21 protein-coding genes and 1 tRNA gene are annotated in these 23457 nt (G+C 71.9%); 11 read left to right on the forward strand and 11 right to left on the reverse strand.

From position 1 onward, the window contains the following. Window positions 1–21: 21 nt before the first annotated feature. Window positions 22–95, reverse strand: a tRNA-His gene (locus tag ETAA1_RS06710). 97 nt (window positions 96–192) lie between these two features. On the opposite strand from ETAA1_RS06710, the gene ETAA1_RS06715 reads away from it, so the two are divergent. After that, complete coding sequence (locus ETAA1_RS06715; RefSeq protein ID WP_145235438.1) at window positions 193–900, forward strand: YqjF family protein; 708 nt, start codon at window positions 193–195, stop codon at window positions 898–900. An 18-nt stretch (window positions 901–918) separates the two neighbouring features. Here ETAA1_RS06715 and ETAA1_RS06720 read toward each other — a convergent pair whose 3' ends face one another. Then, the gene (locus tag ETAA1_RS06720) at window positions 919–1899 is read right to left on the reverse strand and encodes an ADP-ribosylglycohydrolase family protein (protein WP_390621248.1); all 981 of its coding nucleotides are present in this window, start codon (window positions 1897–1899) and stop codon (window positions 919–921) included. A gap of 92 nt (window positions 1900–1991) precedes the next feature. Between ETAA1_RS06720 and ETAA1_RS06725 the strand changes: the two genes are divergently transcribed. The 4 genes from ETAA1_RS06725 to ETAA1_RS06740 all read left to right on the forward strand — a co-directional run bounded on the left by ETAA1_RS06725 (window position 1992) and on the right by ETAA1_RS06740 (window position 8408). Beyond that, entirely contained in the window at window positions 1992–3494 is a 1503-nt protein-coding gene (locus tag ETAA1_RS06725) for a M48 family metallopeptidase (protein ID WP_145235440.1), read from the forward strand. Window positions 3495–3573: 79 nt separating this feature from the next. Next, the gene (locus tag ETAA1_RS06730; protein ID WP_145235441.1) at window positions 3574–5322 is read left to right on the forward strand and encodes a thioredoxin-like domain-containing protein; all 1749 of its coding nucleotides are present in this window, start codon (window positions 3574–3576) and stop codon (window positions 5320–5322) included. A gap of 95 nt (window positions 5323–5417) precedes the next feature. Further along, complete coding sequence (locus tag ETAA1_RS06735; RefSeq protein ID WP_145235443.1) at window positions 5418–6008, forward strand: protein-disulfide reductase DsbD domain-containing protein; 591 nt, start codon at window positions 5418–5420, stop codon at window positions 6006–6008. Window positions 6009–6164: 156 nt separating this feature from the next. After that, entirely contained in the window at window positions 6165–8408 is a 2244-nt protein-coding gene (locus ETAA1_RS06740; RefSeq protein WP_145235445.1) for a protein-disulfide reductase DsbD family protein, read from the forward strand. Window positions 8409–8597: 189 nt separating this feature from the next. Here the strand turns inward: ETAA1_RS06740 and ETAA1_RS06745 are convergent, their stop codons facing one another. Then, complete coding sequence (locus ETAA1_RS06745) at window positions 8598–9164, reverse strand: SpoVG family protein (protein WP_145235447.1); 567 nt, start codon at window positions 9162–9164, stop codon at window positions 8598–8600. Window positions 9165–9178: 14 nt separating this feature from the next. Then, window positions 9179–10129 (reverse strand): 4-(cytidine 5'-diphospho)-2-C-methyl-D-erythritol kinase, encoded by a 951-nt coding sequence (ispE, locus tag ETAA1_RS06750; RefSeq protein WP_202920708.1) that lies wholly within the window; start codon window positions 10127–10129, stop codon window positions 9179–9181. Between the two features lie 364 nt (window positions 10130–10493). Here ispE and ETAA1_RS31590 point away from each other — a divergent pair, with 364 nt between their 5' ends. From ETAA1_RS31590 to pnp, 5 genes are all read left to right on the forward strand, one after another. Beyond that, a complete protein-coding gene (locus ETAA1_RS31590) occupies window positions 10494–10664 on the forward strand; it encodes a hypothetical protein (protein WP_202920709.1) in 171 nt (56 codons plus the stop codon). Between the two features lie 348 nt (window positions 10665–11012). Beyond that, window positions 11013–11408 carry a hypothetical protein gene (locus ETAA1_RS06755; protein WP_145235451.1) on the forward strand — a complete coding sequence of 132 codons (396 nt, stop codon included), beginning with the start codon at window positions 11013–11015 and terminating at the stop codon, window positions 11406–11408. Window positions 11409–11477: 69 nt separating this feature from the next. Beyond that, complete coding sequence (locus tag ETAA1_RS06760) at window positions 11478–12332, forward strand: enoyl-CoA hydratase-related protein (RefSeq protein ID WP_145235453.1); 855 nt, start codon at window positions 11478–11480, stop codon at window positions 12330–12332. Between the two features lie 133 nt (window positions 12333–12465). After that, window positions 12466–12735 carry a 30S ribosomal protein S15 gene (gene rpsO, locus ETAA1_RS06765; RefSeq protein ID WP_145235455.1) on the forward strand — a complete coding sequence of 90 codons (270 nt, stop codon included), beginning with the start codon at window positions 12466–12468 and terminating at the stop codon, window positions 12733–12735. Window positions 12736–12867: 132 nt separating this feature from the next. Continuing rightward, complete coding sequence (gene pnp / locus ETAA1_RS06770) at window positions 12868–15090, forward strand: polyribonucleotide nucleotidyltransferase (RefSeq protein WP_145235457.1); 2223 nt, start codon at window positions 12868–12870, stop codon at window positions 15088–15090. A gap of 55 nt (window positions 15091–15145) precedes the next feature. On the opposite strand, the gene ETAA1_RS06775 is transcribed toward pnp, so the two are convergent. Continuing rightward, the gene (locus tag ETAA1_RS06775) at window positions 15146–15493 is read right to left on the reverse strand and encodes a hypothetical protein (protein WP_145235459.1); all 348 of its coding nucleotides are present in this window, start codon (window positions 15491–15493) and stop codon (window positions 15146–15148) included. A gap of 15 nt (window positions 15494–15508) precedes the next feature. Continuing rightward, window positions 15509–17131 (reverse strand): OprO/OprP family phosphate-selective porin, encoded by a 1623-nt coding sequence (locus tag ETAA1_RS06780; RefSeq protein WP_145235461.1) that lies wholly within the window; start codon window positions 17129–17131, stop codon window positions 15509–15511. 164 nt (window positions 17132–17295) lie between these two features. Between ETAA1_RS06780 and ETAA1_RS06785 the strand changes: the two genes are divergently transcribed. After that, entirely contained in the window at window positions 17296–18585 is a 1290-nt protein-coding gene (locus ETAA1_RS06785) for a hypothetical protein (RefSeq protein ID WP_145235463.1), read from the forward strand. On the opposite strand, the gene ETAA1_RS06790 is transcribed toward ETAA1_RS06785, so the two are convergent. From ETAA1_RS06790 to ETAA1_RS06810, 5 genes are read right to left on the reverse strand one after another with little or no spacing between them, the layout of a single operon-like run. Then, the gene (locus tag ETAA1_RS06790; protein ID WP_145235465.1) at window positions 18559–19479 is read right to left on the reverse strand and encodes an HpcH/HpaI aldolase/citrate lyase family protein; all 921 of its coding nucleotides are present in this window, start codon (window positions 19477–19479) and stop codon (window positions 18559–18561) included. The two genes, ETAA1_RS06785 and ETAA1_RS06790, sit on opposite strands and share 27 nt — an antisense overlap. Continuing rightward, a complete protein-coding gene (locus ETAA1_RS06795; RefSeq protein WP_145235467.1) occupies window positions 19476–20567 on the reverse strand; it encodes a cysteine protease StiP family protein in 1092 nt (363 codons plus the stop codon). The genes ETAA1_RS06790 and ETAA1_RS06795 overlap by 4 nt, the downstream gene beginning before the upstream one ends. Next, window positions 20564–21298 (reverse strand): HAD family hydrolase, encoded by a 735-nt coding sequence (locus tag ETAA1_RS06800; RefSeq protein ID WP_145235469.1) that lies wholly within the window; start codon window positions 21296–21298, stop codon window positions 20564–20566. The genes ETAA1_RS06795 and ETAA1_RS06800 overlap by 4 nt, the downstream gene beginning before the upstream one ends. 9 nt (window positions 21299–21307) lie before the next feature. Further along, entirely contained in the window at window positions 21308–22426 is a 1119-nt protein-coding gene (locus ETAA1_RS06805) for a phosphoribosyltransferase domain-containing protein (protein ID WP_145235471.1), read from the reverse strand. Beyond that, window positions 22423–23412, reverse strand: a complete 990-nt coding sequence (locus tag ETAA1_RS06810; protein WP_145235473.1) for an ATP-grasp domain-containing protein — start codon at window positions 23410–23412, stop codon at window positions 22423–22425. Before ETAA1_RS06810 ends, ETAA1_RS06805 begins: the two co-directional genes overlap by 4 nt. Window positions 23413–23457: the final 45 nt, after the last annotated feature.

The raw sequence follows: 23457 nt of genomic DNA on the forward strand, positions 1-23457 counted from the left end.
TATCGATTCGGGACTTAGGAGGGTGACTGACGGGATTCGAACCCGCGACATCCAGAACCACAATCTGGCGCTCTAACCAGCTGAGCTACAGCCACCGGCAGCGACGGCCAAAACCGTCACGTCGTATTTCTACACGCGCGCGGCCGCGGCAGCAACTCCCCCGGCCGGGTTTCCTACCGCTACACTGGCCGCATGAGCCCGCCCGCACGCCGCAACTTCCTCACCGCCCGGTGGTGCCACCTCGTCCTCGCCAACTACCCGGTCGCCGACGACCTGGTTCGGCCGTACCTCCCGCCGGGCGTCGAGCCCGACCGCCGCGACGGCACCGCGTGGTGCAGCCTCGTCGGGTTCCAGTTCCTCGACACGCGCGTCCTCGGCGTGAGCTGGCCGGGCTACCGCCACTTCCCCGAGTGGAACCTCCGCGTCTACGCCCGCCGCGGCGACGAGCGCGGCGTCGCCTTCGTCCGCGAGTTCGTCCCGCAGCGGCTCGTCGCGGGGCTCGCCCGCCTGATGTACAACGAACCCTACCGCGCCGCCCGCATGACAATGGACGTGCAGGACAACCCCGAGGCCGTGACCGCGCGCTACACCGTGGAGTGGGGCGGCCGCGTCCACTCGCTGCGTGCGGTGGGCTCGAAGCCGGCGGTGCGGCCGGGGCCGGAGAGCGTCGAGCACTGGTTCAAGGAGCACAGCTGGGGCTACGGCACGAGCCGCCGCGGCCGGCTGATCCGCTACGAGGTGAGCCACCCGGAGTGGGACGTGTACCCGGTCACCGACTTCGCCGCCGACGTGGACTGGGGCGCCCTGTACGGCCCGGCGTGGGCGGGGATGACCGGCCGCGCGCCGGCGAGCGTGGTCCTCGCCGCGGGGTCGGCGGTCAGCGTCTACCCGAAGGGTTGAGGTCGGCGGGGGCGGCCGTCACCACTTCAGGTCTTCGCGGTCGTCGCGCCAGTCGCGCGGGATCCCCGACTCGCCGACCGCCAGCCCGACGATGCCGCCGACGATCGCCGCGTTCGTGTCGATGTCGCCGTGGGCGCGGACCGTCTGCACGAGTGCCGTTCGGAAGTCGTCCAGGTGCCGCGCCGCGACCCAGAGGCAGAACGGCACCGTGTCCTGGCAGATGATGCGGCTGCCGTTGCCCAGCTGCCGCACGACCGGCTCCAGCGACGTGTCGAACGGCACGATTGCGGCCCCGTAGTCCACGAGCCGCACCGCGGGCTCGGTCGGCACCTCGACGCGCAGGTTTGCCGCCCGCTCGATGCCGTCGCGCACCTCGCCGGCCGGCGTGTGCGCCAGCACGGCGTCGAACAGGCCGCGCTTCACGGCGTCGTCGGCACGGCGGTCGCGGTTCACCCAGGCGTACGCCGACGCGACCGCGGCCGCGATCCCGCCGGCGATTCCCTCGGGGTGGGCGTGCGTCACCGCCGCGGCGAGCCGGGCTTGCTCCGCGACGCGCTCGTACCCGTCGTCGGCGAAGTACGCCCCGACCGGCGCCGCCCGCATCGCCGAGCCGTTGCCGAACGAGCCGCCGCCGAACAGGCTCTCGGCCGCGGCGCGCCAGTCGGCCCCGGCGGCGATGGCGCCGAGCAGCCGGATTGCGCCGCCGCCGTAGCCGCGGAACGGCAGCAGCTCGAACCGGCGGGCGAAGGTCCGCGCCAGTTCGTCCTGGTCGATGCGGCCGTGGGCCGTCAGCACCTCGACAATGCCGAGCGCCATCTCGGTGTCGTCGGTGTACTCCCACGGGGCGCGGGCGGTGGCGCGCGGGTCGTCTAGCAGCGCGGCGTAGTTGTCGGGGTGGAAGCACGTCTGCCCGAGCGCGTCGCCGACGGACAGGCCTTCGACGGCGAGTTTGGCGCGGGTCAGGCGGGCGGCGTGGTCGGGCGGCAGCGGGGTGGTCATGGCGGCCCACCGGGCGCGGACGATGCGGAACGGGTTCATCATGCCGCTACCGGACGCGCCCCGCCACCGCAATCGCGGCGTAAACTGGTGGCATGCCGATTCTGCTGGTGCTGTTCGTCACCGCCGCCTGTCTGCCAGTGCCGTGGCCGGAGCCGCCGCTCGGCCTCGGCGCCGGCGGCGCCGCGGGCCTCACCGCCGCCGCCGTCGCCGCGTCGCTGACGGCCGCGACCACTCTGCGGACGTGGGCCGTGCGCCGCCTCCGCCGCGACCCCAACTCCCGCGCCCGGGTCGGCCGCGTCTACGGCCGGCTGCGGCGGTTACTCAGCCTCGTGAACCTGGGGCTCGTCGGGTACGCCGTCGTCGGCCTCGGCTGGGGCTGGGCGGTGCAGAACACGCTGACAGTCGAGCACGACGGCTGGGAGGTGCTGGCCCCGTTCGCCGAGTTGGCGGTGCCGCTCCCCTACTTCGTGCTCCTCGCCGCCGGCTGGGTGGTGTACTACGACGCCGAGAAGGCCCTGCTCGCCGGCGGCCGCGGCTTCCCGACGCGGCTAGGCTACGTCCTCGGGCACGTCCGCTTCCTCGGCTTCCTGCTGGCGCTGCCGCTGGCGCTGTACGCCGGCATCCAGGCGCTCGGCCGGTTCGCCCCCGAGGTCGCCGGGGCCGACGCCTTCCGCCTCGCGTCGCTCGCCGTCCTGCCGGTCCTGGCGATGACGATGCCGCTCCTGGCGAAGCCGCTACTCGGCCTGAAGCGGCTCCCGGACGGCCCCACCCGCGAGCGCCTCGAAGCCCTCGCGCGGCGGCTGCGGTTCACGTACACCGACCTGCTGCTGTGGCCGACGCACGGCACGATGGCGAACGCCCTCATCGCCGGGCTGCTGCCGCGGGCGCGGTACGTCGTGTTCACCGACCGCATCCTCGACGACTTCCCGCCCGACGAGGTGGACGCCATCTTCGGCCACGAGGTCGGCCACCAGCGGCACGGCCACCTGTGGCTGTACGCGGCGTTCTTCCTCCTCAGCGTCGTGGACCTGACGGCGCTGGCCGTGTGGGCGCAGCCGAAGCTCGCCGGCTGGGTGGGCCGCGCCGCCGCGGCCGAGCCGTGGTGGGTGATGGTGCCGACGGCGGGGCTCGCCGCGTACCTGTTCCTCGTGTTCGGCTTCCTGTCGCGCCGGTGCGAGCGGCAGGCCGACGTGTTCGGCTGTCGGTCGGTGTCGTGCGACGACCCGGGGTGCGAGGGGCACGTCCCCGACACCGACTTCCCCGCCGGCGGCGCGGGCCTGTGCCCGACGGGCATCCGCACGTTCGTCCGCGCCCTGGAGCGCGTCGACCTGCTCCAGGGGAGCGACGACCCGGCCCCGGACCGGCCGGCGGCGCGGCTGTTGCGCGGCGCCGTCGGCTGGCTGCGGGCGTGGCAGCACGGGCCGGTGAAGCGGCGCGTCGGCTTCCTGCTGACGCTCGCCGACGACCCGCGCCGCGAGCGCCGCTTCCAGCGGCGGACGGTCGCCGTGCGGGCGGCGCTGATGGCGGCGCTCGTGGCGGTGCTCGTGGTGCTCGGCGAGGCGGTGGGGTGGCGGGTGCTTCTTTCGGCGTTGTAACACGCCCCGCCGGTTCGCGGTACTCCCCGGCGGCCGCGTCGGCTAAGATGATTGGACCTGTACGCCGCGGAGGCCCTCCATGCCCGACCCGGTTCCCGCCCCGCCCCGACGACTGCCGTGGCTCCTCGCCGGTGCCGCCGGCGTGTTCGTCGCGGCGCTCGTCGTGTCCGTGCTCTTCGTCGGCGAGCCGGCCGTCGCCGGGGCGGACGACAAGGCCAAGGACAAGGCCGGTAAAAAGGACGCCAAGGACGACCCCCCGCCGCCCCCGCGCAAGCGCGTCCCCGCCCCCGAACTCACCGGCGGCACCGCCTGGCTGAACACCGCCCGCCCGCTGTCGCTCAAGGACCTCCGCGGCAAGGTCGTGCTACTCGACTTCTGGACGCTCTGCTGCATCAACTGCATCCACTGCCTCCCCGACCTGCACAAGCTCGAACAGCGGTTCCGCAACGAGCTGGTCGTGATCGGCGTCCACTCGCCGAAGTTCGACAACGAGAAGGACACGCTCTCGATCCGCAAGGCCGTCCTGCGGTACCAGATCGAGCACCCCGTCGTCAACGACGCCGACCGCAAGCTGTGGGACGCGTACGAGGTCGACGCGTGGCCCACGATGGTTCTCATCGACCCCGAGGGGAACCTCGTCGGCTACACGTCGGGCGAGGGGAACTACGACCTGCTGGCCGGCGTCATCGAGCGCGTGGTGGCCGACGCCAAGACCCGGAAGACGCTCAACGAGACGCCCGTCCGCTTCGACCTGGCCCGCCTCCGCGAGGGCGGCGACACCACGCCGCTGTACTTCCCCGGCAAGGTCACCGCCGACCCCGCCGGCGCCCGCCTGTTCATCGCCGACAGCACCCACCACCGCGTCGTCGTCACCGACATGAGCGGGAACGCGGTGGCGGTCGCCGGCACCGGCCAGCCCGGGTACGAGGACGGCGCGTTCAACGTGGCCCAGTTCGACGACCCGCAGGGGATCGCCGTCAGCGGCGACTTCGCCTACGTCGCGGACCGCAAGAACCACGTGATCCGCCGGCTGGACCTGAAGAACAAGACGGTCGTCACCGTGGCCGGCACCGGCAAGCAGGCGTCCGACCCGAACGACCGCCGCATCCAGTCCGCCGTGCCCGCCAAGAGCATGGGCCTGAACAGCCCGTGGGACGTGCTCCTCGTCGGCGACGAGCTGTTCATCGCGATGGCGGGCCACCACCAGCTCTGGACCTACGACACGAAGAAGGACGAGATCGCCCCGTACGCCGGCAGCGGCCGCGAGAACATCGGCGACGGGCCGCTGCCGTTCGCCATGCTGGCGCAGCCGAGCGGCCTGGCCACCGACGGCAAGTCGCTGTTCGTGGCGGACAGTGAGGTGAGCGCGCTGCGCGAGGTGCCGCTGGGCGGGAAGGGCGAGGTGAAGACGCTCGTCGGCCGCGGCCTGTTCGTCTTCGGCGACAAGGACGGCCCCGCCCGCATCGACGACCCGCTGGAGCGCGAGACGAAGGAGGCGCGGCTGCAGCACGCCCTCGGCGTGGCCTACGCCGACGGCAAGCTGTACGTGGCCGACACCTACAACAGCAAGCTGCGGGTGTACGACCCGGCGACGAAGCAGCTGAACACCTTCCTCGGCGGGAACGACGGCGGCGGGTGGTTCACGTCGCCCACGTTCAACGAGCCGGGCGGCCTCAGCGCCGCGGGCGGCAAGCTGTACGTGGCCGACACGAACGCGCACCGCATCCGCGTGGTGGACATCCGGACGCGCGAGGTGAGCACGCTGAAGCTGACGGGCGTGGACCCGCCGAAGCCGCCGCCGGCGCCGGCGCCGGTCCCGAAGCGATAGTCCGGTTTGTTAGGCCGGGGCGCAAGCCCCGTTGGGGGTCCGAACCTCAACGGGGCTTGCGCCCCGGCCTAACACGATCACAACCCGAGGTTCCCATGCCCCGTACCCCCGCCGCCCTCGCCCTCCTGGCTGCGATCGTGGTCGCCGCCCAGCCCGAGACGCCGGCCGCGGCGCAGGGTAAGGCCGACTGGTTCGCCAAGGCCGTCAAGAAGGTGGAAGCCAGGTTCGAGCCCGCGGAGGCCAAGCCGGGCCAAACCGTCACCTTCAAGCTGACGGTGGAGCTGGCCGACGGGTACTACACGTACCCGACGGCCCAGCCGGACAAGGCCGCGGCGTCGATGACGAACCAGCTGAAGTTCCCGGAGCCCGGCGCGGTGGTGTTCGTGGGCGCGGTGACGGACCCGCCGGTCTACGACGTCAAGAGCGAGCCGGACCTGGGGATCAAGGAGTACCACGTGAACCCCGGCACGGCGGTGTACAGCCGCAAGGCCGTGGTGTCGCCGAAGGCGGCGGCCGGGCCGGCGGCGGTGAAGCTGGCGGCGTTCAAGATGCAGGTGTGCGACAAGAACAACTGCTTCCCGCCGAAGGCGGTGCCGGCCGAGGCGACGCTGAAGGTGCTCCCCGGCCCGGCGGTGCCGGTGGAGGCGGCCTACGCCGCCGAGGTAGCCAAGGCGGTGGGCAACTGAGTTCGCCGCTCGCGGCGTAGCGACGTGACCGCCGCTACGCCGCGAGCGGCGAAACCCCGTGCCTGTAAGCCCCGACCCGACCCGCCCGTATCCTCTGACGCCTGCGCGACGCCCACGGCCCGCCGTGGGCGTTCGCCGTCCGCCCCGGAGCACGCCATGCCCCGCTTCTCCCGCTTCGCCGCGCTCGCGGTCGTCGCCCTCGCCGCCGCCCCGGCCGCGGCGCAACTCCCCGGCGACGACCCGTTCGCCCCGCCGGCACCGGTCGCGGCCCCCAAGAAGCGGGCGAACAAGTTCTTCGACTTCGCCGACGTGTCGTTCGAGCTCGACAAGCTGAAGGTGAAGCGCGGCGAGACGGTGACCGCGAGGCTGACCATCACGCCGAAGGACAAGGCCTGGACGTACCCGTTCCGCCCCGCCGACCCCACGCAGGCCAGCAAGAACGACCAGGCCACGCTCGCCGCCACGCCCGACTACGTGATCCTGTCCCGGTCGCCCGACCCCGCCGGCAGCAAGGAGAAGCCGCGGGACAACGCCCCCGGCAAGACGGACCAGTACTATCCCGGCCCGGGCGCCGCCACGTGGGTGTTCCGCGTGGTCGTGCCGACGACCGCGGCGCCGGGCAAGAAGGCCGTCGCGTTCGGGAAGGACACCACCCTCCAGGTGTGCAACGAGCGGAACTGCTTCACCATCGTCCGCGACGAACTCCCGACGGCCGAGTTCGAGGTGCTCGACGAGCTGGCCGAGAACCCCGACCGCGCCGACCTGGCCGCCGCCGAGGCCCGCCTCGCCAGCCGCGGGCCCGCGCCGCTCGCCCCCAGTCGCGGCAGCGCGAACCCGCCGGCGCCGACCCCGGCGACGCCCACGCCGGCGGCCGAAGCCGTCGGCCCGAAGCCGGCCAAGCCGATCGCCACCTACGAAGCGGACCTGACCGCCGTCCGCGAGAGCCTCGTCCACGACCGCACCGCCGGCGGCACCGGCCCGACCGGCGGGAAGGACGAGGGGCTCGGCGCGTTCCTCGCCACCGCGGCGCTGTGGGGGCTCATCTCTCTGGTGACGCCGTGCGTCTTCCCGATGATCCCCATCACCGTCAGCATCTTCCTGAAGCAGGCGCACAACTCGCTCGGCGAGCGGCTGAAGCTGGCGGGGGTCTACTCGCTCACGATCATCGCCGTCCTCGGCACGTCGGCGTTCGCGCTGCTGAAGTTCATGGCGATTCTCGCCGCCCACCCGGCCACGAACATCGCGCTGGGGGTGCTGTTCTTCGTGCTGGCGCTGAGCCTGTTCGGCATGTACGAACTGACGCTGCCGAACAGTTTGGCCCGCCGCCTCCAGTCGAAGCAGCAGAAGGGCGGCGTCGTCGGCACGATCTTCGGGGCGCTGGCGTTCACGGTCATCAGCTTCACCTGCGTGGCGCCGTTCCTCGGCGGGTTCGCCGGCATCTCGGCCGGGGCGGCCGGCGACGGCCAACTGGTCGCGCTGCCGACCGCCCGCGAGGTGCTGGGCGGGCTGGCGTTCGCCACCGCGTTCGCGGCGCCGTTCTTCGTGCTGGCGCTGGTGCCGGGGCTGCTCAAGGCGCTGCCCCGGTCCGGTGGGTGGCTCGACAGCGTGAAGGTGGTGATGGGCTTCCTCGAAGTCGCCGCGGCGCTCAAGTTCCTCCGCACCGCCGAACTCCGGCTGCTGCCGACGACCGAGTACTTCACCTACGACGCGGTGCTGGCCGGGTGGGTGGTGCTGTCGGCGGCGTGCGGACTGTACCTGCTGAACCTGTTCCGCCTGCCGCACGACGAGGAGCGGCCGAACATCGGCGTGCCGCGGCTCCTGTTCGCGGTCACGTTCCTCGGGCTGGCGGTGTACCTGGCCCCGGCGCTACTGAACCCCGTCGAGGGGAAGCGGCCGCGGCCGGCCGGGGCGGTGTACGCGTGGGTCGAGGCGTTCCTGCTGCCGGAACACAAGGCCGGGCACGCCGACACCGACCTGAAGGACGCCATCGAACGGGCGCGGCGGCTGAACCGCCCGGTGTTTGTGGACTTCACCGGCGAGACGTGTACGAACTGCCGGTACAACGAGTTGAACGTCTTCACCCGCCCCGAGGTCGCCGGGCTGCTGGAGCGGTTCGAGTCGGTGCAGTTGTACACGGACGAGGTGCCGGCCGCGGCGTACCGGAGCGACCCGGGCCGCGAGCACCGGGGCGACGAGGCCTACGCGAACCGGTCGTTCGAGGTCGCGGCGTTCGGGACGAACGCGCTGCCGACGTACGCGGTGTTGATCCCGCGGGCGGACGGCACCGTGAGCGTGTTCCGCGAGCCGGGCGGGGAGCGGCGGGCCATCATTGAGGGGAAGATCAACACCGTGTCGGACTTCGCGGCGTTCCTCAAGGCGGCGCTTGAGGCGGCGAAATAGACCGCCGCTTGCGGCTTAGCGTCGCGGGACGCTAAGCCGCAAGCGGCGGCTCGTGTGCCAGAACTCATTTCCAGTCAACAAGTTGCCGCAAACGCTATCGCTGCGGCTGGCTCGAACCGACTTTTTTATGAGTCGGTGACATGTTTCCGCGGATCGACCCCCCTCGGCCGGAAGAATCATTCCGGCCGCTCAGCCGATGCCGGCGGCGAAGTCTTCGCTGCGCACCTTGGCCCCCTCGGCGGCGATGTGCGGCGGCTTCGGGGCGGCGTGGCCGGCGTGCGGGCGGGCGGTCTTCGCGCCCATGTCGGCCGCAATCGCCGCGTAGCTCGGGATGTCGTCGTCGAAGTCGTACTCGTCGTACCGGCACACGTAGCCGGGCTGCTTCGAGCGCTCCTTCTCCTCGTGGTACGCCTTCACCACGGCCCCCTGCACCAACTCGCGGGCGCCGCTGTGGATCGGGTGGGCGATGTCGGCGTGGAGCTTGGCCCGGCCGTCGATCTCGCGGGTGGCGCGGGTCTCGTCCATGCGGACGCCGCAGGCGTTGCAGAAGCGGGCGCGGAGGTGGTTCTTGCACCCGCACTTCTGGCACCGGTCGGTGAGCTTGCGGCTGGGCATGGCGACGAACACGCCCTTGGTGCCCTCGATGATCTTCAAATCCCGGACGACGAAGGCGTTGTCGAAGGTGACCGAGCAGAACGCGAGCAGCCGCTCGTTGTTCTCCTCGCACAGCTTGATGCGGACTTCCGTGATGACCACCGCGGGCCTCCTTCTCAGGCGGGATCGGGGGTGAGGGTGCGAGCGACCAGGACGTGACTCGGGGGTTCGTCGGGCGGCGCGGCCGCCCGGACACCGGCCGCCACGCGGGCCGCGTCGTGCGGGTCCCGGCAGACGGCGAACACGGCCGACCCGCTCCCCGACATGAGGCACCCCACGGGGTTCAGGGCGGCGAGGCGGCGATACACGCGTTCCACTTCCGGGGCAAGTGCAAACGCCGGCTCCTCCAATCGGTTAAAGAGGGCCGCGCCCAGGGCGGTCGCGTCACCGGCCCGGAAGGCCGCCCGGACGGGGTCGCCACTCCGCGGCGATGCGGGGACGTGAAGTTGACGGAAGACCGCCGGCGTGGAGAGGCCGACCGGCGGCAGCACGAGCACGACGGGGAAGCCGGTGCCGGGCGGTTCGGGGGCGACGTGTTCGCCGCGCCCCGTGCACCACCCGGCCGGCAGGCTCAGGAAGAACGCCACGTCGGACCCCACGTCGGCGGCGACGAGGGCGAGCGCGGCGCGGGAGAGGTTCAGGCCCCACACGCGGTTGAGGGCGAGGAGCGCCGCCGCGGCGTCGCTGGACCCGCCGGCCAGCCCGGCCTGCGTCGGGATCCGCTTCGTCAGGTGCAGGTCGGTGCCGAGAGAGGGGTTCCCGGCGCGAAGCCGCAAGTGGGTGGCGGCTTTGACCACGAGATTGTCCGGCCCCGTGGACAGCGTCGGGTCGTCGCACGTCAGGTGGAATTCGCCGTCGGCGCGGGGGCGGACTTCGAGCGTGTCGTAGAGGTTCAGCCCGACCATCAGGGTTTCCAACTCGTGGAACCCGTCGGGGCGCTTGCCGAGGACTTCGAGGTAGAGGTTGAGCTTGGCCGGGGCGGCGACGACGAGCCCACGCGGGCCGGCGGAAAACGACGTGTGCGGTGAGGGTACGCCCGTACCGGGGGGTGGGAAGGGGGCGGACATCCCGAACCGTCCGTGGCTGTGCCGGGAGCGCCGTATCCGTGCGTCCCGTCTGGCGAGGGTGCGAATCTGTGAGGCTGGGCAGAAACTAATCTCGGCAAGATGGGCCGTCAAGAGCTCATCGGATAATCTCGGGATTTTCACCCCAGACGTTGCGACTGCTACGACCCGACGCCCTTGCCCCGCTTCGCGGACCGGCACGGCCGGCCGAACCGGCACGACCCGCCGGACATGTCCGAAAAGCGGCGGGTTTGGCTCAAGTCGGGCTTTGGCGCCGGCGCAAGAGCGACATACGGTAAAGCGTCCGGATGGCGAACCGCGCCGCCCGACCATCACAGCCGACACACCCCGAAGGAAGGAGCGAACCATGTTCGCCAAGCGCTTTGTCCTCGCTCTCGCCGCCCTGGCTCTCGTCCTGCCGCTGACCGGCTGCCGCAACAACCGCTGCTGCAAGAGCAACTCGGTCAGCTCGGCCGCGCCGTGCTGCCCGGCCCCGGGCTCGCTGCCGCCGGGCTCGCTGCCGCCGGCCGGGTTCTAACGGTCGCACCGGTCGCGGCCGCAGTCCGGTCTCAAAGCCCACCCGTTGCGACGGGCGGGCTTCATGTATTCGCACCTTCCGGCGCCCCGGCGCCAACTCCTTCCGGCGGTCCCGACGCCCCGACCGGTCGCGCCGCCGCTGCCGGTTGCCTCTTTCGCTCCCGCGTGGTTTGCCCCCGGCCGAAGCGGCGCGCACGATTGCGCATCGGCAGAGGAACGCCGCGGCCCACGGTCCCTTCGAGGCCGTGGCGGCCGAGCGCTGCCCCTGGGACGGCCGGAACGGACTCCCGGCCCCCGACGGATCGAGGTTCCCGTCCCGCGCCCGTGCCGCACCGCGAAGGAGGTTCCCGTGTCCCGTCGTCTCGTGATGTTCGGCCTCTTGGCCGTTTCCGCGCTGTCCACCGGCTGCTTTCCGTGCGTCCACAAGCGGATGGCCTGCCGCTGGCAGCTCCACCACGGCATCGGCTGTGGCCCCGTGTGCGCGCCCGCTTGCGGCCCGGTCTGTAACGCCACGCCCGCCTTCCGGATCCCGAGCCCGGTCGTGGGTATGCCAGTCGCCGGTGTCCCGATCGGCGCCCCCGGATGTTCGACTTGCACGACCGGCGTCGATGCCGGTCCGATGGGCTACGCGATGCCGGTCGCCGGCCCCGGCTACGTCGGCGCCCCGCCGATCATCGGCCCGGCGATGCCGCTCGGCGCCCCGCGGATCGAAGCGCCGATGACCAACGGCGCCCCGAAGAACTGAGCCGCCTCGAGCGGGTACAATGCCACCCCGGGTTCCGCCCGGGGTGGCGTCGTTTCGTGGGGGTGCGTCATGCCCGACCCCGCCGTCCGCGTCGAGGTCCGCCCCGACCGCGTGGCCGTGCTGACGATCGACCAGCCTGGCGCGAAGGTGAACGTCCTCACGGTGGCGCTGTGGGACGAACTCGAAGTCGCACTCGACGCGCTGCCGCCCGACCTGGCGGGTTTGGTGATCGCCAGCGGCAAGCCCGGCTGTTTCATCGCCGGCGCCGACCTGAAACTGCTGGCTGACGCGACGCCCGGCGACCCGGCCGTGAAGGCGTTTATCGAGCAGGGTCTGCGCGTACTGGCGAAGCTGGAGGCGCTGCCATTCCCGACGTGCGCCGCGATCGACGGCGTGGCCCTCGGCGGCGGGCTGGAGTTGGCGCTGGCGTGTGACCTGCGTGTCATGTCGGCGGACCAGAAATACCGAATCGGGGTTCCCGAGGTGAACCTGGGATTGATCCCGGGGTGGGGAGGCACTCAACGCCTGCCGCGGCTCATTGGTCTCGCCCGCGCGCTCCCGCTACTCGTCGAAGGGAGGCAGCTTGATCTCTTCGAGGCGATCAGCGCCGGCGTCGTCACTTTCGTCGAGGTTCCCAGCGACTTCCGCGGTGAGACGCTAGACGAGATCGCAAGGTTCGTCGGGACACTCCCGCGGCCGTTCCACCGGAAGCAGCACGACTCGTTCCCTGACGCCGCCAAGCCCCCGCCGCCACCTCTCGACGCATCGACGGCCGCTCGGGAGGTCTACCGGGTTGCCACCGATGGCCTCCGACTACCGCTCGCCGACGGCATCAAACTCGAAACCGAGGCGTTCCTGCGGCTGGCCGGGTCGGACGAGTCGCGGGGGAAGATCGCCGCGTTCTTCGCCGCGCGGAAGCGGTAGCGGCGCGGAATTCCCCCCTTGCCGCGCCCCCGCCCGCGCCTACACTCTCTCAATTGTGAACCAGGCGTCACTTTTGTCGTTTCGTCACTGTTGGCAGGAGTGCGACGCGTCGGAATAGCGGAGGCCGGGAGCGATGGCGATCACGAAGGAAGCGAAGACCGAACTCATCAGCCAGTACCGGCGCGCCGAGCAAGACAGCGGCTCGCCGGAAGTGCAGGTCGCGCTGCTCACCGCCCGGATCACGTACCTGACCGAGCACATGCGGGCGCACAAGAAGGACTTCTCCAGCCGTCGCGGGCTGCTGAAGCTGGTCAGCCAGCGGGCCGACCTGCTCAAGTACCTCCGCGAGACGGACCGCGAGAAGTACCTCGCCCTCATCGCCCGGCTCGGCCTGCGGAAGTAACCCGCCGGCCCAGGGAATCGGTCCGCCATCCTCCCGCTCGCGGCCGCCGGGGACGCCCCGGGGCCGCCGGACGAACGTCGTCCGACCCCGCACCGCCGCACGCACCCTGCCGGTCATCCGAAAGGGATCACCGTGCCGGTCAGTCACGCATCCGTCGAGCTCCCCATCGGGGGCGGAACTCTCGTCCTCGAAACCGGGAAGCTCGCCAAGCAGGCCCACGGGGCCGTCACCGTCCGTTACGGCGACTCCGTCGTCCTTGTCGCCGTGGTCGAGGGGAACGTCATCCCCGGCCGCGACTTCTTTCCCCTCCAGGTGGAGTACCGCGAGCGCACCTACGCCGCCGGTAAGTTCCCCGGCGGGTTCATCAAGCGCGAGACGCGCCCCTCCACCAAGGAGACGCTCACCTCCCGCCTCATCGACCGCCCCACCCGGCCGCTCTTCCCCGTCGGCTACGTCAACGAAGTCCAGATCCACTGCACTGTCATCTCGGCCGACCCCGAGAACGACACCGACGTGCTCGCCCTCATCGGCGCCAGCGCCGCCCTGCACGTCAGCCACATCCCGTTCCTCAAGCCGCATGCCGGTGTCCGCATCGGCCGCGTGGACGGCCAGCTGGTCGTGCTGCCGACGTTCCAGCAGATGGAGACGAGCGAGCTCGACCTGATCGTCGCCGGCACGGAAGACGCTATCGTCATGATCGAGGGGTTCGCCCGCGAGCTGCCCGAGCAGGAGGCCGGCGACGCCATCGCCGAGGCGCAGCGGCAGTGCAAGCTCATCATCGGCGCCATCCACGAGCTGCGCGAGAAGGCCGGGCTCGGCAAGAAGGTGCTCCCCGAGGCGCCGCCGGCCGACGAACTGGCCGAGGCCATCTACAAGAAGCACGGCGCCGAGTTCCGCACCCGTTACCTGACGACTGGCAAGAAGGCCCGCAACGACGCGCTCGACCAGTTCAAGACGGCGCTCAAGGCCGAGTACGCTCCCGAAGGCGCCACCGACGCCAAGTACACGGCGGCCCAGGTGTCGGCCGCCGTGTCGGCGATCCGCGAGCGGGTGTTCCGCGAGATCACCCTGAGCGGCACCCGCATCGACGGCCGCGCGCCGAAGGACTTGCGCGCCATCAGCAGTGAAGTCAGCGTGCTGCCGCGGACGCACGGCACGGCCGTGTTCCAGCGCGGCGAGACGCAGGCGCTCGTCGTCGCCACCCTCGGCACCGTCGGCGACGAGCAGCGCGTCGAGGGCATCCAGGAGGAGTACTCGAAGAAGTTCTGGCTCGACTACAACTTCCCGTCGTACTCGGTCGGCGAGTGCAAGCCGATCCGCGGGCCGGGCCGCCGCGAGATCGGCCACGGCATGCTGGCCGAGCGGTCGCTCAAGGCCGTCATCCCGCCGGCGACGCGGTTCCCGTACACGATCCGCCTCGTCAGCGAGATTCTGGAGTCGAACGGCTCCAGCTCGATGGCGTCGGTGTGCGGCGGGACGCTGGCGATGATGGACGCCGGCGTGCCGATCAAGCGGCCGGTCGCCGGCATCTCGATCGGCCTGGTGATGGAGAAGGACCAGCACGTCCTCATCACCGACATCCAGGGCGACGAGGACCACTACGGCGACATGGACTTCAAGATCGCCGGCACCCAGAAGGGCGTCACCGGCATCCAGCTCGACATCAAGCTGGACGGCATCCCCGAGGACATCGTGCGCGGGGCGCTGGAGCAAGGCCGCGAGGCCCGGTTGCAGATCCTCAAGACGATGCTGGGCGCGCTGCCGGCGCCGCGGAAGGAGATCAGCCCGTTCGCCCCGCGGATCGTGTCGCTGAAGATCAACCCCGAGCTGATCGGCAAGCTGATCGGCCCCGGCGGCAAGATGATCCGCTCGATCCAGGAGGAGACCGGCGCCAAGATCGACGTGGAGGACGACGGCACCGTCGCCATCTCCGGCCTGAACGCCGAGGGCGTGGAGGACGCCAAGCGCCGCGTCGAGGCGCTGTGCGCCGAGGTGAAGGTGGGCGCGGTGTACGACGGGAAGGTGATCTCGATCAAGGACTTCGGGGCGTTCGTCGAGATCGCCCCGGGCCGCGACGGGCTGTGCCACATCTCGGAGCTGGCCCCCGGGTTCGTCAGCCGGGTGGACGAGGTGGTGAAGATCGGCGACCGCATCCAGGTGAAGGTCATCTCGATCGACGACCAGGACCGGGTGAAGCTGAGCCGCAAGGCGCTGATGGACCCGCTGCCCGAGGGCGAGGGCGGCGGCGAGCGCCCGCCGCGCGAGGAGCGCGGCGGTGGTGACCGTGGGGGCGACCGCGGCGGCGACCGCCGCGGGGGTGGCGGCGGACGGGGCCGCGGCCCGCGCCGCGACTAACCGGCAACTCCAAGGAAGCCCACCCGTCGCAACGGGTGGGCTTCTTTCGTTTCTGTCAGTTCGCCGGAGGGGCGATCACCGCCGGCAACTCCTTCAGCACGCAGGCCATCTTGTCCGGGCCGGGCACGGCCTTCTTCACCAGCACCGTCTTCACCAGCGGCAGCGGCGGGCACGGGCCGTCGCAGCCGCTCAGCCCGCAGCAGCGCTTCAGAATCGCCAGCGGCGAGTAGTCCGCGGCGCAGTACTCCTTGCACACGCTGGTGTACGCCGTCTTCGTCGTCTTCTGCGGCTCGTAAATGCACACCTTGACGCCGACCGCCTGCGCGGCGTGGTCGGGCGGCGGTTGCGCGCCCGAGAGGCCCACGGCCGCCATCAGCGCGGCCAGTGTCGCGATCCATCGCATGGCGGTACTCCGGGGTCAGAAGTAGTACTGGGCGAACATCGAGAACCCGTGCACCCGGCCCCCGTTGTTCGGGGCCGGCACGATGCGGTCGGCGTTGAGGTAGACGAACTGCATCTTGGTGTTGTCGTTCAGATACCAGTTCACGGCAGCCTCGTGCTGGGCCAGCTCGCCGCCGGTGATGCCGTTCGCGTTCAGGTCGAGGTACGAGTACCGGTAGCCCACCTGCCACGCCCCGGTGCCCCAGTGGTGCCGGCCGTCTTCGCCCTTCACGAGGAAGGCGTTCTCCCGCACCTTGATCCGGTCGTACATGCCGTTGCGGCGGTCGTACCCGCGGTGCTCGCCGGTCAGGATGTAGCTGGCCTCCACGTACCCGCCCCAGAACATCGGGGTCCCCACGTTCTGCCCCGGCGCCAGGCCGTTGCCGCCGTACAGCGAGCGGGCGTTGCTCACGTAGCTGAACCCGGCCTCGGCCTGCACCGAGAACGGCCCGGCGATCGCCAGGAACTCCGGCCCCAGCGTGCTCACCCCGTCGGTCAGCAGGAACCCGGTGTCCACGAACCGGTTCGTGTTCGACCCGAGGAAATTGGTGGCGCCGATGCCGGTGCCGTCGCGGAGGTTCGGCCGGGCGCGGAACCGCGTCACGTTCTGGGTGTCGCCGAACGTGCTCCCGGTGCCGCCGGGGAGGATCGACCGGCCGAGGTCGCCGCTCCGGTACTGGTACGACCCGCCGAGGTGGAGAACGCCCGCCCCGTCGCCCTCGTAGATCGGCGTGCCCGTCAGGCGGAACGTGCCGGCGTAGTTCCCGTTGCCGAAGTCGTCGGTCCCGAACTGCACCGGCTGGACGCGGTGGAACATCGCCTGGAACGCCACGTTTTGCTCCTGGAAGTTGTTCATGTAGAACACGCCCGGGCCGAACAGGTTGTACAGCGAGTCGGACAGCGGCGACCGCTCGATGAACGTGAGGTGGTAGTCGCTCCCCATCATTTCCAACCCCTGCGGGATCTTGTGCTGGCCGACCCGCAGGGCGCCCCAGTAGTCGTCTCGCGACCCGACCCACATGTGGTCGAATACGACGAAGTTTAGCTGCTCGAAGTTCACCTCCAGCACGTACTCAAACGTCTCGTATGCTACGCCGTCGGACCGCAGCCGGACGCGGCGGAAGAACATGCCGTCGTCGAGCGGGCCGACCCCGCCGCCCGCGCCCTGCTGGGGCACGCCGCCGTTGCCCGGTGGGGGGCCGCGGAGGCCGAACGGCTGGGCGAAGAACACGCTCTGGAACTGGAACCGCCCGCCGAAGTGGAACTTCCAGTCGTTGTCGGGGGTGGCGAACCACAGCCCGTTGTCCCAGTACGCACGCAGGTTCAGCTCGCTGCCGACCTCGTGGCCCTTCTCCGCCGCGGCCCTCTTCTTGGCGTCGTCGGCTTGCTTTTGCTTGGCGTCGCGCTCCTTCAGCGCGGCGTCCACGATCCCCCGGACGGCCTTCTCGTCGAGAGGACCGGGGTTGACCACGTCGTTGAGGCGGTCCACGGCGGTCGGCGCCGGAACCGGTAGGTCGGGGAGGCTGGGCTGCTTCGCCGTCAGTCGGGGCGCAACCAGGAGGAGGGCCGCTCCCGCGAGCGTGAGAGAAAAGCGGTTCATGCGTTCCCCTGCGGGCGCGGCCGGGTAGCGGGATACCGGTCGTGCCGAAAATACAGAGTACTCATCGGCCAAATCGGGCCGAAACGTGAAGAAATCCTCAAGCCCACGACGCCGCCCGATGACACGCGACGGTCGTCATTCCCGGAACCAATATCACACCCCTCATGCCGCCCCACGCCACACGCCCCCTCCGCCGCGTCCTCGTCGTCGCACTACTGGTGCTCGGCCCGGCCGCCCGCGGCGCGGAACCGGTGCCGGACGCGCTCCGCGCCGAACTGAAGCTCGCGCCGTTCTACCAGCGCCACGCCGACGCCGGCGGCCTCCCCGTCGTCGGCTCCGCAAAGGTCAGCGACCACGCCCTCGCGGAAGCCGCGTGGGTCGTCGGCAAGATGCTCGGCGACCGTCCCGACGTGCTCAAGGCCATGCGGGCGAACCGCGTCCGCGTCGCGGTCATGGCGGCGACCGAGTACACGACCGACCTGCCCGAGCACGCGAACATGAAGCCGAAGCTGTACTGGGACCGCCGCGCCCGCGGCCTCGGGGCCACGCGGTCGAACCCGGTCGTCAGCTGCGGCGAGGAGAACCTCCTCGGCCACCAGGGCGACCCGTACCCGGCCGAGAACATCTTCGTCCACGAGTTCGCCCACGCGATCCACGGCACCGGCCTCTCCACGACGGACCCGACGTTCGACCGCCGGCTACGGGCGGCGTATCAGGCGGCCCGCGACCGCGGCCTGTGGAAGAACACGTACGCGGCGACGAACGCCGGCGAGTACTGGGCGGAGGGCGTGCAGTGCTGGTTCGACGACAACGCCCCGCCGGACGCGCTCCACAACGACGTGCGCACCCGCGCCGGGTTGAAGGAGTACGACGCGGGGCTCGCCGGGCTGTGCCGCGAGGTGTTCGGCGACGGTCCGTGGCGCTACCGCCGCCCCGCCGCCCGCCCGCCCGAGGAACGCGCCCACCTGCCGGGCTACGACCGCGCCAAGCTGCCCCGCTTCGAGTGGCGCAAGGTACCCGTCGGCGACGCCGCGAAGGTGACGGTGCAGACCGCGGCCGGCGACTTCGAGCTGGTAGTGGACGCGAAGGCCGCCCCGGAGGCGGCGCGGCTCTTCCTGGCGGTCGCCGAGGACGGCGGCTACCACAGCGGCCGCCTGCGCGGCGCCGCCGGCGTCGTTCGTGGCACGGCCGCGGCCGGGTGGCTGACGCGCGGTGCGGCCGAGCGGCTGAAGCTGCCGACGGTGCCGGCTAGCACCGCGCGGCCGGCGGAAGGAACGATCGCTCTCGTGCGCGGGGGGGCGGTTGGCGAGTTCGTGCTGTTCCCGGGTACGGTACCGGAGGCAGTCGGCGACGTGGTGCCGTGCGGGCGGATCGGGTCGGGGGCGGACGTGGTGCGGGCGGTCCTCACCCGCGGCGAGACGATCGACCTACGGCGCGTGATCCGCACGGAGTGACGGCACCGGCCGCCGGCCGCGGACGCCGTACACCCGCGCCCGCTCCCGCACCACCTCGGCCCACCGGCGGTGCGTCGCCGGCTCGCACATCGCCCCGGCCCGCCGGAACACCGCCGGCGCCGCCGGGTCCAGCACCGCCTCCGCGTCCCGCAACTCCCGCGCGCTCACGCGGTACTCGGCTTCGATGACCGGCACCTGTGCCGGATGCACGGCCGTCTTTCCGAACAGGCCGCAGGCGAGATCCCTACGCACCTCGCGGGCCAGGCCGCGCGGGTCGTCCAGGTACTCGAACACGGGGCCGGTCAGGTTCACCCCGTGCGGCCGGAATGCGGCGGCCAGCTGCGCGATCACCGGGCCGATCGGCGTCTCGTAGATCGTCCCGCGCCGCGGCCGCCGCAGGCCGAGGAGTTGCAGCAGGTCGTTCCCGCCGACGCGGATCGTGAGCAGCCGGCGGCGATGCGGGTCGGTCAGCAGCACGTCTCGCAACCGGCGCACCTCCGTGGCGTCGAACACGTCCTCGGTCTCGAGCGTAGGCATGACCCGGTACGCGTCGTCGGCGGCGAACGCGGCGAAGTAGTCGGGCAGGTTGCGGCGCGTGAGTTTCGGCAGGACGAACCCGGCGAGGCGGCGTGCCCCGGGCATGGCGAGCACAGCCCGGAGCACGGCCGGGTCGCGCGGGCGGACGAAGCAAAGCGGCCCGAACGGCTCCGCGCGGTCGAGCAGCGCGGCGACGCCGTTCAGGGCCGCGGGCAGGTCGTGCGCGTGAACGGCGTCCTCGGTGCAGACGACGACCGACCGCACGGCCGGGTACTTCCGCCCGCCGGCGACGGCGGCCAGGTCCGGGCGGGTGGCCGGGACGTACAGCGACGCCCCGAGCGCCAGCGGGATGGTCATCCGTCGAGCTCCTTGATGAGGGCCGCGGCGGCGTACGGCAGGCCGGCGTCGACTTCGACCGGCACGCCCTTCTCGCGGGCCAGCACGAGCAGGTGTTCCACGTCGGGCGAGGCCTGGTCGCGGACGAGAACGCGGTCCGGGACGCGGCGCAGCAGCACCCGCGTGGCCTCGCCGATCCCGGGTTTTACGTGGTTCTCGTCCCGGACGCCAGTGCGATCCCGCACCGCCGCCAGGAACGCGGCGCTCCGCTGCCGCAGCCCCGCGGCGTCGATCGGCGCCGGCGGCGTGGGCGTGGTCATCGCGGCGAACACCTCGTCGACGAACGCCCGGGACAGGTCGTGCGGGGCGAACTCGCGGAGGAACAGGCAGCCGTGGAAGTCGCCGGGGCCGACCACGTCGGCGTTCAGGATCGACCGGCTGACGAGCCCCGACACGGTGGCCCCGAGCACGGCCGACGGGATGAGGTAGTCGTCGGCGGTGGCGGCGACGGCGGCCGCCCCGCACAGGTCGGCGACGGCCCACAGCCCGCCGTCGAGCCCGGCGCCGGTGCGGGCGTTGAACGCCGCCACAGCTTTCGCCAACTCGCGGGCGATCACGCCCTTGCCGGTCCAGCCGTCGACGAACACGACGGACGCGGCGGGGTGCCGTTCCAGGATGAAGCGAAGTGCCACCTCGTCGATGCCGCGGTCGCGGATGATGCTGACGGAGTAGTGCGGCGCGTGGAGGGCGCGGGCCAGGAGCACGCCGACGGGCGTGCCGGCGCGGGCCAGTGACACCAGAGTGACACCGCCGGGCCGCTCGGCGAGGCGCGCGGCGAGGGTGAGCACGTCGGCGGCGAAGCGGGCCTTGTTGCGGGCGAGCGCGCGGCGGAACACTTCCAGGTACGCGGCCGACGGCAGCTTCTCGGCCGAAATCATCTCGCTGTAGTGGCGGGCGCCGGACTGGATGAGCCGCTCCTTCTCGGCCACCGGCGTCGGCGCCAGCCGGACCGGCTTGAGGAGGAACGTCACGTCGGCGGGGTCGTAGCTGCCGCTGAACGGGTGCGAGGGCGAAGCAACAGACGCAAGTTCCCGAGGCTCTGGCGTCATGCCTCGCCCCTCAGCCGGTCCGCGAGTTGACCGACCCGCGGCACCGCGGCGAAGTCGCACGCGGTCAGGAACGCCGCGTCGCTGAACCCGTCGCCGACGCCGATCGTCGCCACCGGCTCGTCGGCAAAGTACGTATCCAGGACGTGCCGGACCGCCCGCTCCTTCCCCAGGCACGCCGGCACCAGTGACAGGTTGTTGTCGTTGAGGTGGAGTTCGAACCGCCCGTCCGCAGCAGCCCGCAGTTCGTCACGAACGGGGGCCAGCCGCGTCGCGTCGCCCCCGGGGTGCTTTACCACCAGGTACAGCGGCAGGTCGAAGTCGCGGATCACGCGCGCCGTGAGGCCGAGGCCGAGCCGGGCCGACGCCGCCTCGGCCGCGCTCCGTGCCGATTCCAGGTCCGCGGCGGTGTCGCGCAGCTGTGGGCGGATCACCGCGTCCCACGCTTCGTCGAGGGTGCCGCCGGGCGCGAGGACGACGCCGCCGAAGTCGAGGACGGCGGCGTGTGCGAACGGCAGGTCCACGCGGCGGAAGGCGTCCAGGCTGCGGGCCGTCGTTGGGATCACGGTCCCGCGGTTCAGCAGGTCGAACACGGCACGCTGGCGGTCGGTGATGAACGACAGCGGCGAGCCGTCGCGGGCGCGGGCCGCCGGCCGCACCGGCTCGCCGGGCGGGCACTTCGGCCGCGTCTGGAACACGGTCCCGTCCAGGTCGAGGAACACGACGACGCGCACCCGGGCTCCTCAGAAGTACACGGCCGTCGCGCCCAGCATCTCGTGCAGGCGGTGAGCCACCGGCAGCCGGCTCGTCTCGTAGCCGATCAGCACTCGGTCGTAGCGGCGGCCGGCGACGTTGTAAAGGAAGTTCGGCACGGCGGGGTCGGTATTGTCGGCGAACGTGAGGACGCCGCCGAGCTCGCCGCCGCCGACGAGTGGCGAGCGCGTCGTGGACTGAAAGGCCACGTCCCAGCCGCGCTCGTCGAGCCGGCGCGCGAGGCGGAACGGCGGGTGCGCGAACTCGCCACTGCCGAGCACGAGCACACGCTCGCCGGGCGTCACGCCCGCGGCCGCGATCATGGCGTCGAGGTCGTAGGCGAGTGGGCCGCGGACGCCGAGGCGGCCGTGATTCGTGGGCAAAACCGCGTCGAGGAGTTCGCCGCGGCCGGTCACGTCGGGCGCCGGCTCCGGGTCGAACGCGGGGTCGGGCTCGAACGTGTAGCCGCCGCGCAGCAGGCTGTGGACGGGAACGGGAACGCCGAGTTCGGCGGCGAGTCCGGCGCGGCGCGGGCCGAGCCAGTCGGTGAGGCACACGAGGTGAACGCCCGCCAGCCGCGGATTGAGGCGGCGGTACGCGGCGGCGAGGTTCAGCAGCGTGCGGCCGGTGCTGATCTCGTCGTCCACCAGCACGAGCGACACGGCGCGGCGGAACAGGTCTGCGCAGCCAGGCTCAGCGGGCTCGTACAGGAGGTGGTCCGGGGCGTGGCTGTGCGGCTCCTCGAAGCCGAAGGCCAGCGGCCGGCTGAGGCGGTACCGCGTGGTGTGGAGGAACACGGCGTCCATACGGCCGGTGCGGCGGAGTAGTTCCTCGAACACGCCCTGGCCGAGGCCGGTCGCCGTCTCCGCGAGCGCGACGACGGCCACGGGGCCCGGCAGGTCGAGCAGCGATTCGGCGAGCCGGGCGTGCGTCTCGGCCATCACGCGCGGGCGGACCGGGACGTGCTTGCCGAGCACCCGGCTGACGAACACGAACCCGCGCTTGCGGCTGCGCCGGCAGCCGAAACCGCACAGGCGGTCGAGCGGCAGTGTCGCCGCTTCGACGTCGAGGCGGAGGGTTCCGCACGGCAGCCGCACGGTGTGCGTCATGTCGAGCGCGCCGGCACGGGTTGGGGCACGCGAACGCCGGTGCGCGGGGCCGGCAAATCGGCGGCGGTCCCGGTGCCGAGCGCGAGCCGGACCGCCCACAGCGGCAGGTTCAGCCCGCTGCGGAACGTCATCGGCAGGCCGCCGGACATCCGCGGGTTGATCTCCAGCAGGTGCGGCTCGCCGGCCGCGTCGCGGAACTGGGTGTTGAACAGCCCCGTCAGCCGCAGCCGCGCCGCCAGCCGCCGCACCACCTCGACCAGCCGCGGGTTGTCCTCGATCAGCTGCCACCCGTGCCCCTTGCGGCGGACGACGGCGCCGACCAACTCGCCGTTCTCGGCGAGCGCGTCCACGCTCCGCTCCGGGCCGGGCAGATACTCCATCACCAGCAGGTCGGCGAAGCGGCCGGCTCCGAGGCGGGTGCGGGCGTCTGCCAGTGCAATCCCGTTCGGGTGGTTGAAGTCGTCGAGGACGTGGAAGCCGATGCCGTACACGCCCGTGGCCGGCTTGTAGCACACCCGCGTGTGCCGGCCGCGGAGGCGCTCCACGGCGGCGTCGAAGGCGGTGCGGTCGGTCACCACCTCGCACGTCGGCAGCCGCACACCCGGCACGTCGGCCACGGCCGCGGCCAGCTTCGCCTTGTGGTTCACCAGCCGGATCGTCGCCGCGTCGCCGGCCGCGCACACGCGCGTGCCGACCGCCGCGAACCGGTCGCGCGCCGCCACCACGGGCAACACGTTCCGCCCCGGGAAGAACAGCGCCACGCCGTGCCGTTCCGCGAACCCCAGGCAGTAATCGACGTACCGGTCGGCCGCGAGGCCGTCGGGCTCGAGTTCGAAGTGATCGGCGTGGCAGCGACCGCGGTAGCGCGGGCTCGGGTGGGTGACGAGGACGCGGAACTCGCCCGGCCGGCGGTCGCGGCGGAGGCGGGCGACGACTTCGCCGGTGTTGGCGAGGTACTTGTTGAACCAGACGGCGGGCGCGGGCATGGCGGGATGCTACCGTCGCGCCCCGGCGCGTCAACCGGAACCGGC

Origin of the sequence: Urbifossiella limnaea (assembly GCF_007747215.1) — a bacterium.
Lineage (GTDB): Bacteria > Planctomycetota > Planctomycetia > Gemmatales > Gemmataceae > Urbifossiella > Urbifossiella limnaea.

Coding starts and splice junctions, on each gene's coding strand:
- ETAA1_RS06735 (WP_145235443.1), top strand. CDS start 5,418: ATGCCCCGTACCCCCGCCGCCCTCGCCCTCCTGGCTGCGATCGTGGTC.
- ETAA1_RS06805 (WP_145235471.1), bottom strand. CDS start 22,426: ATGACGCACACCGTGCGGCTGCCGTGCGGAACCCTCCGCCTCGACGTC.
- ETAA1_RS06780 (WP_145235461.1), bottom strand. CDS start 17,131: ATGAACCGCTTTTCTCTCACGCTCGCGGGAGCGGCCCTCCTCCTGGTT.
- ETAA1_RS31590 (WP_202920709.1), top strand. CDS start 10,494: ATGTTCGCCAAGCGCTTTGTCCTCGCTCTCGCCGCCCTGGCTCTCGTC.
- ETAA1_RS06775 (WP_145235459.1), bottom strand. CDS start 15,493: ATGCGATGGATCGCGACACTGGCCGCGCTGATGGCGGCCGTGGGCCTC.
- ETAA1_RS06715 (WP_145235438.1), top strand. CDS start 193: ATGAGCCCGCCCGCACGCCGCAACTTCCTCACCGCCCGGTGGTGCCAC.
- rpsO (WP_145235455.1), top strand. CDS start 12,466: ATGGCGATCACGAAGGAAGCGAAGACCGAACTCATCAGCCAGTACCGG.
- ETAA1_RS06725 (WP_145235440.1), top strand. CDS start 1,992: ATGCCGATTCTGCTGGTGCTGTTCGTCACCGCCGCCTGTCTGCCAGTG.
- ETAA1_RS06810 (WP_145235473.1), bottom strand. CDS start 23,412: ATGCCCGCGCCCGCCGTCTGGTTCAACAAGTACCTCGCCAACACCGGC.
- ETAA1_RS06790 (WP_145235465.1), bottom strand. CDS start 19,479: ATGACCATCCCGCTGGCGCTCGGGGCGTCGCTGTACGTCCCGGCCACC.
- ETAA1_RS06740 (WP_145235445.1), top strand. CDS start 6,165: ATGCCCCGCTTCTCCCGCTTCGCCGCGCTCGCGGTCGTCGCCCTCGCC.
- ETAA1_RS06720 (WP_390621248.1), bottom strand. CDS start 1,899: ATGACCACCCCGCTGCCGCCCGACCACGCCGCCCGCCTGACCCGCGCC.
- ETAA1_RS06785 (WP_145235463.1), top strand. CDS start 17,296: ATGCCGCCCCACGCCACACGCCCCCTCCGCCGCGTCCTCGTCGTCGCA.
- ETAA1_RS06760 (WP_145235453.1), top strand. CDS start 11,478: ATGCCCGACCCCGCCGTCCGCGTCGAGGTCCGCCCCGACCGCGTGGCC.
- ispE (WP_202920708.1), bottom strand. CDS start 10,129: ATGTCCGCCCCCTTCCCACCCCCCGGTACGGGCGTACCCTCACCGCAC.
- ETAA1_RS06795 (WP_145235467.1), bottom strand. CDS start 20,567: ATGACGCCAGAGCCTCGGGAACTTGCGTCTGTTGCTTCGCCCTCGCAC.
- ETAA1_RS06730 (WP_145235441.1), top strand. CDS start 3,574: ATGCCCGACCCGGTTCCCGCCCCGCCCCGACGACTGCCGTGGCTCCTC.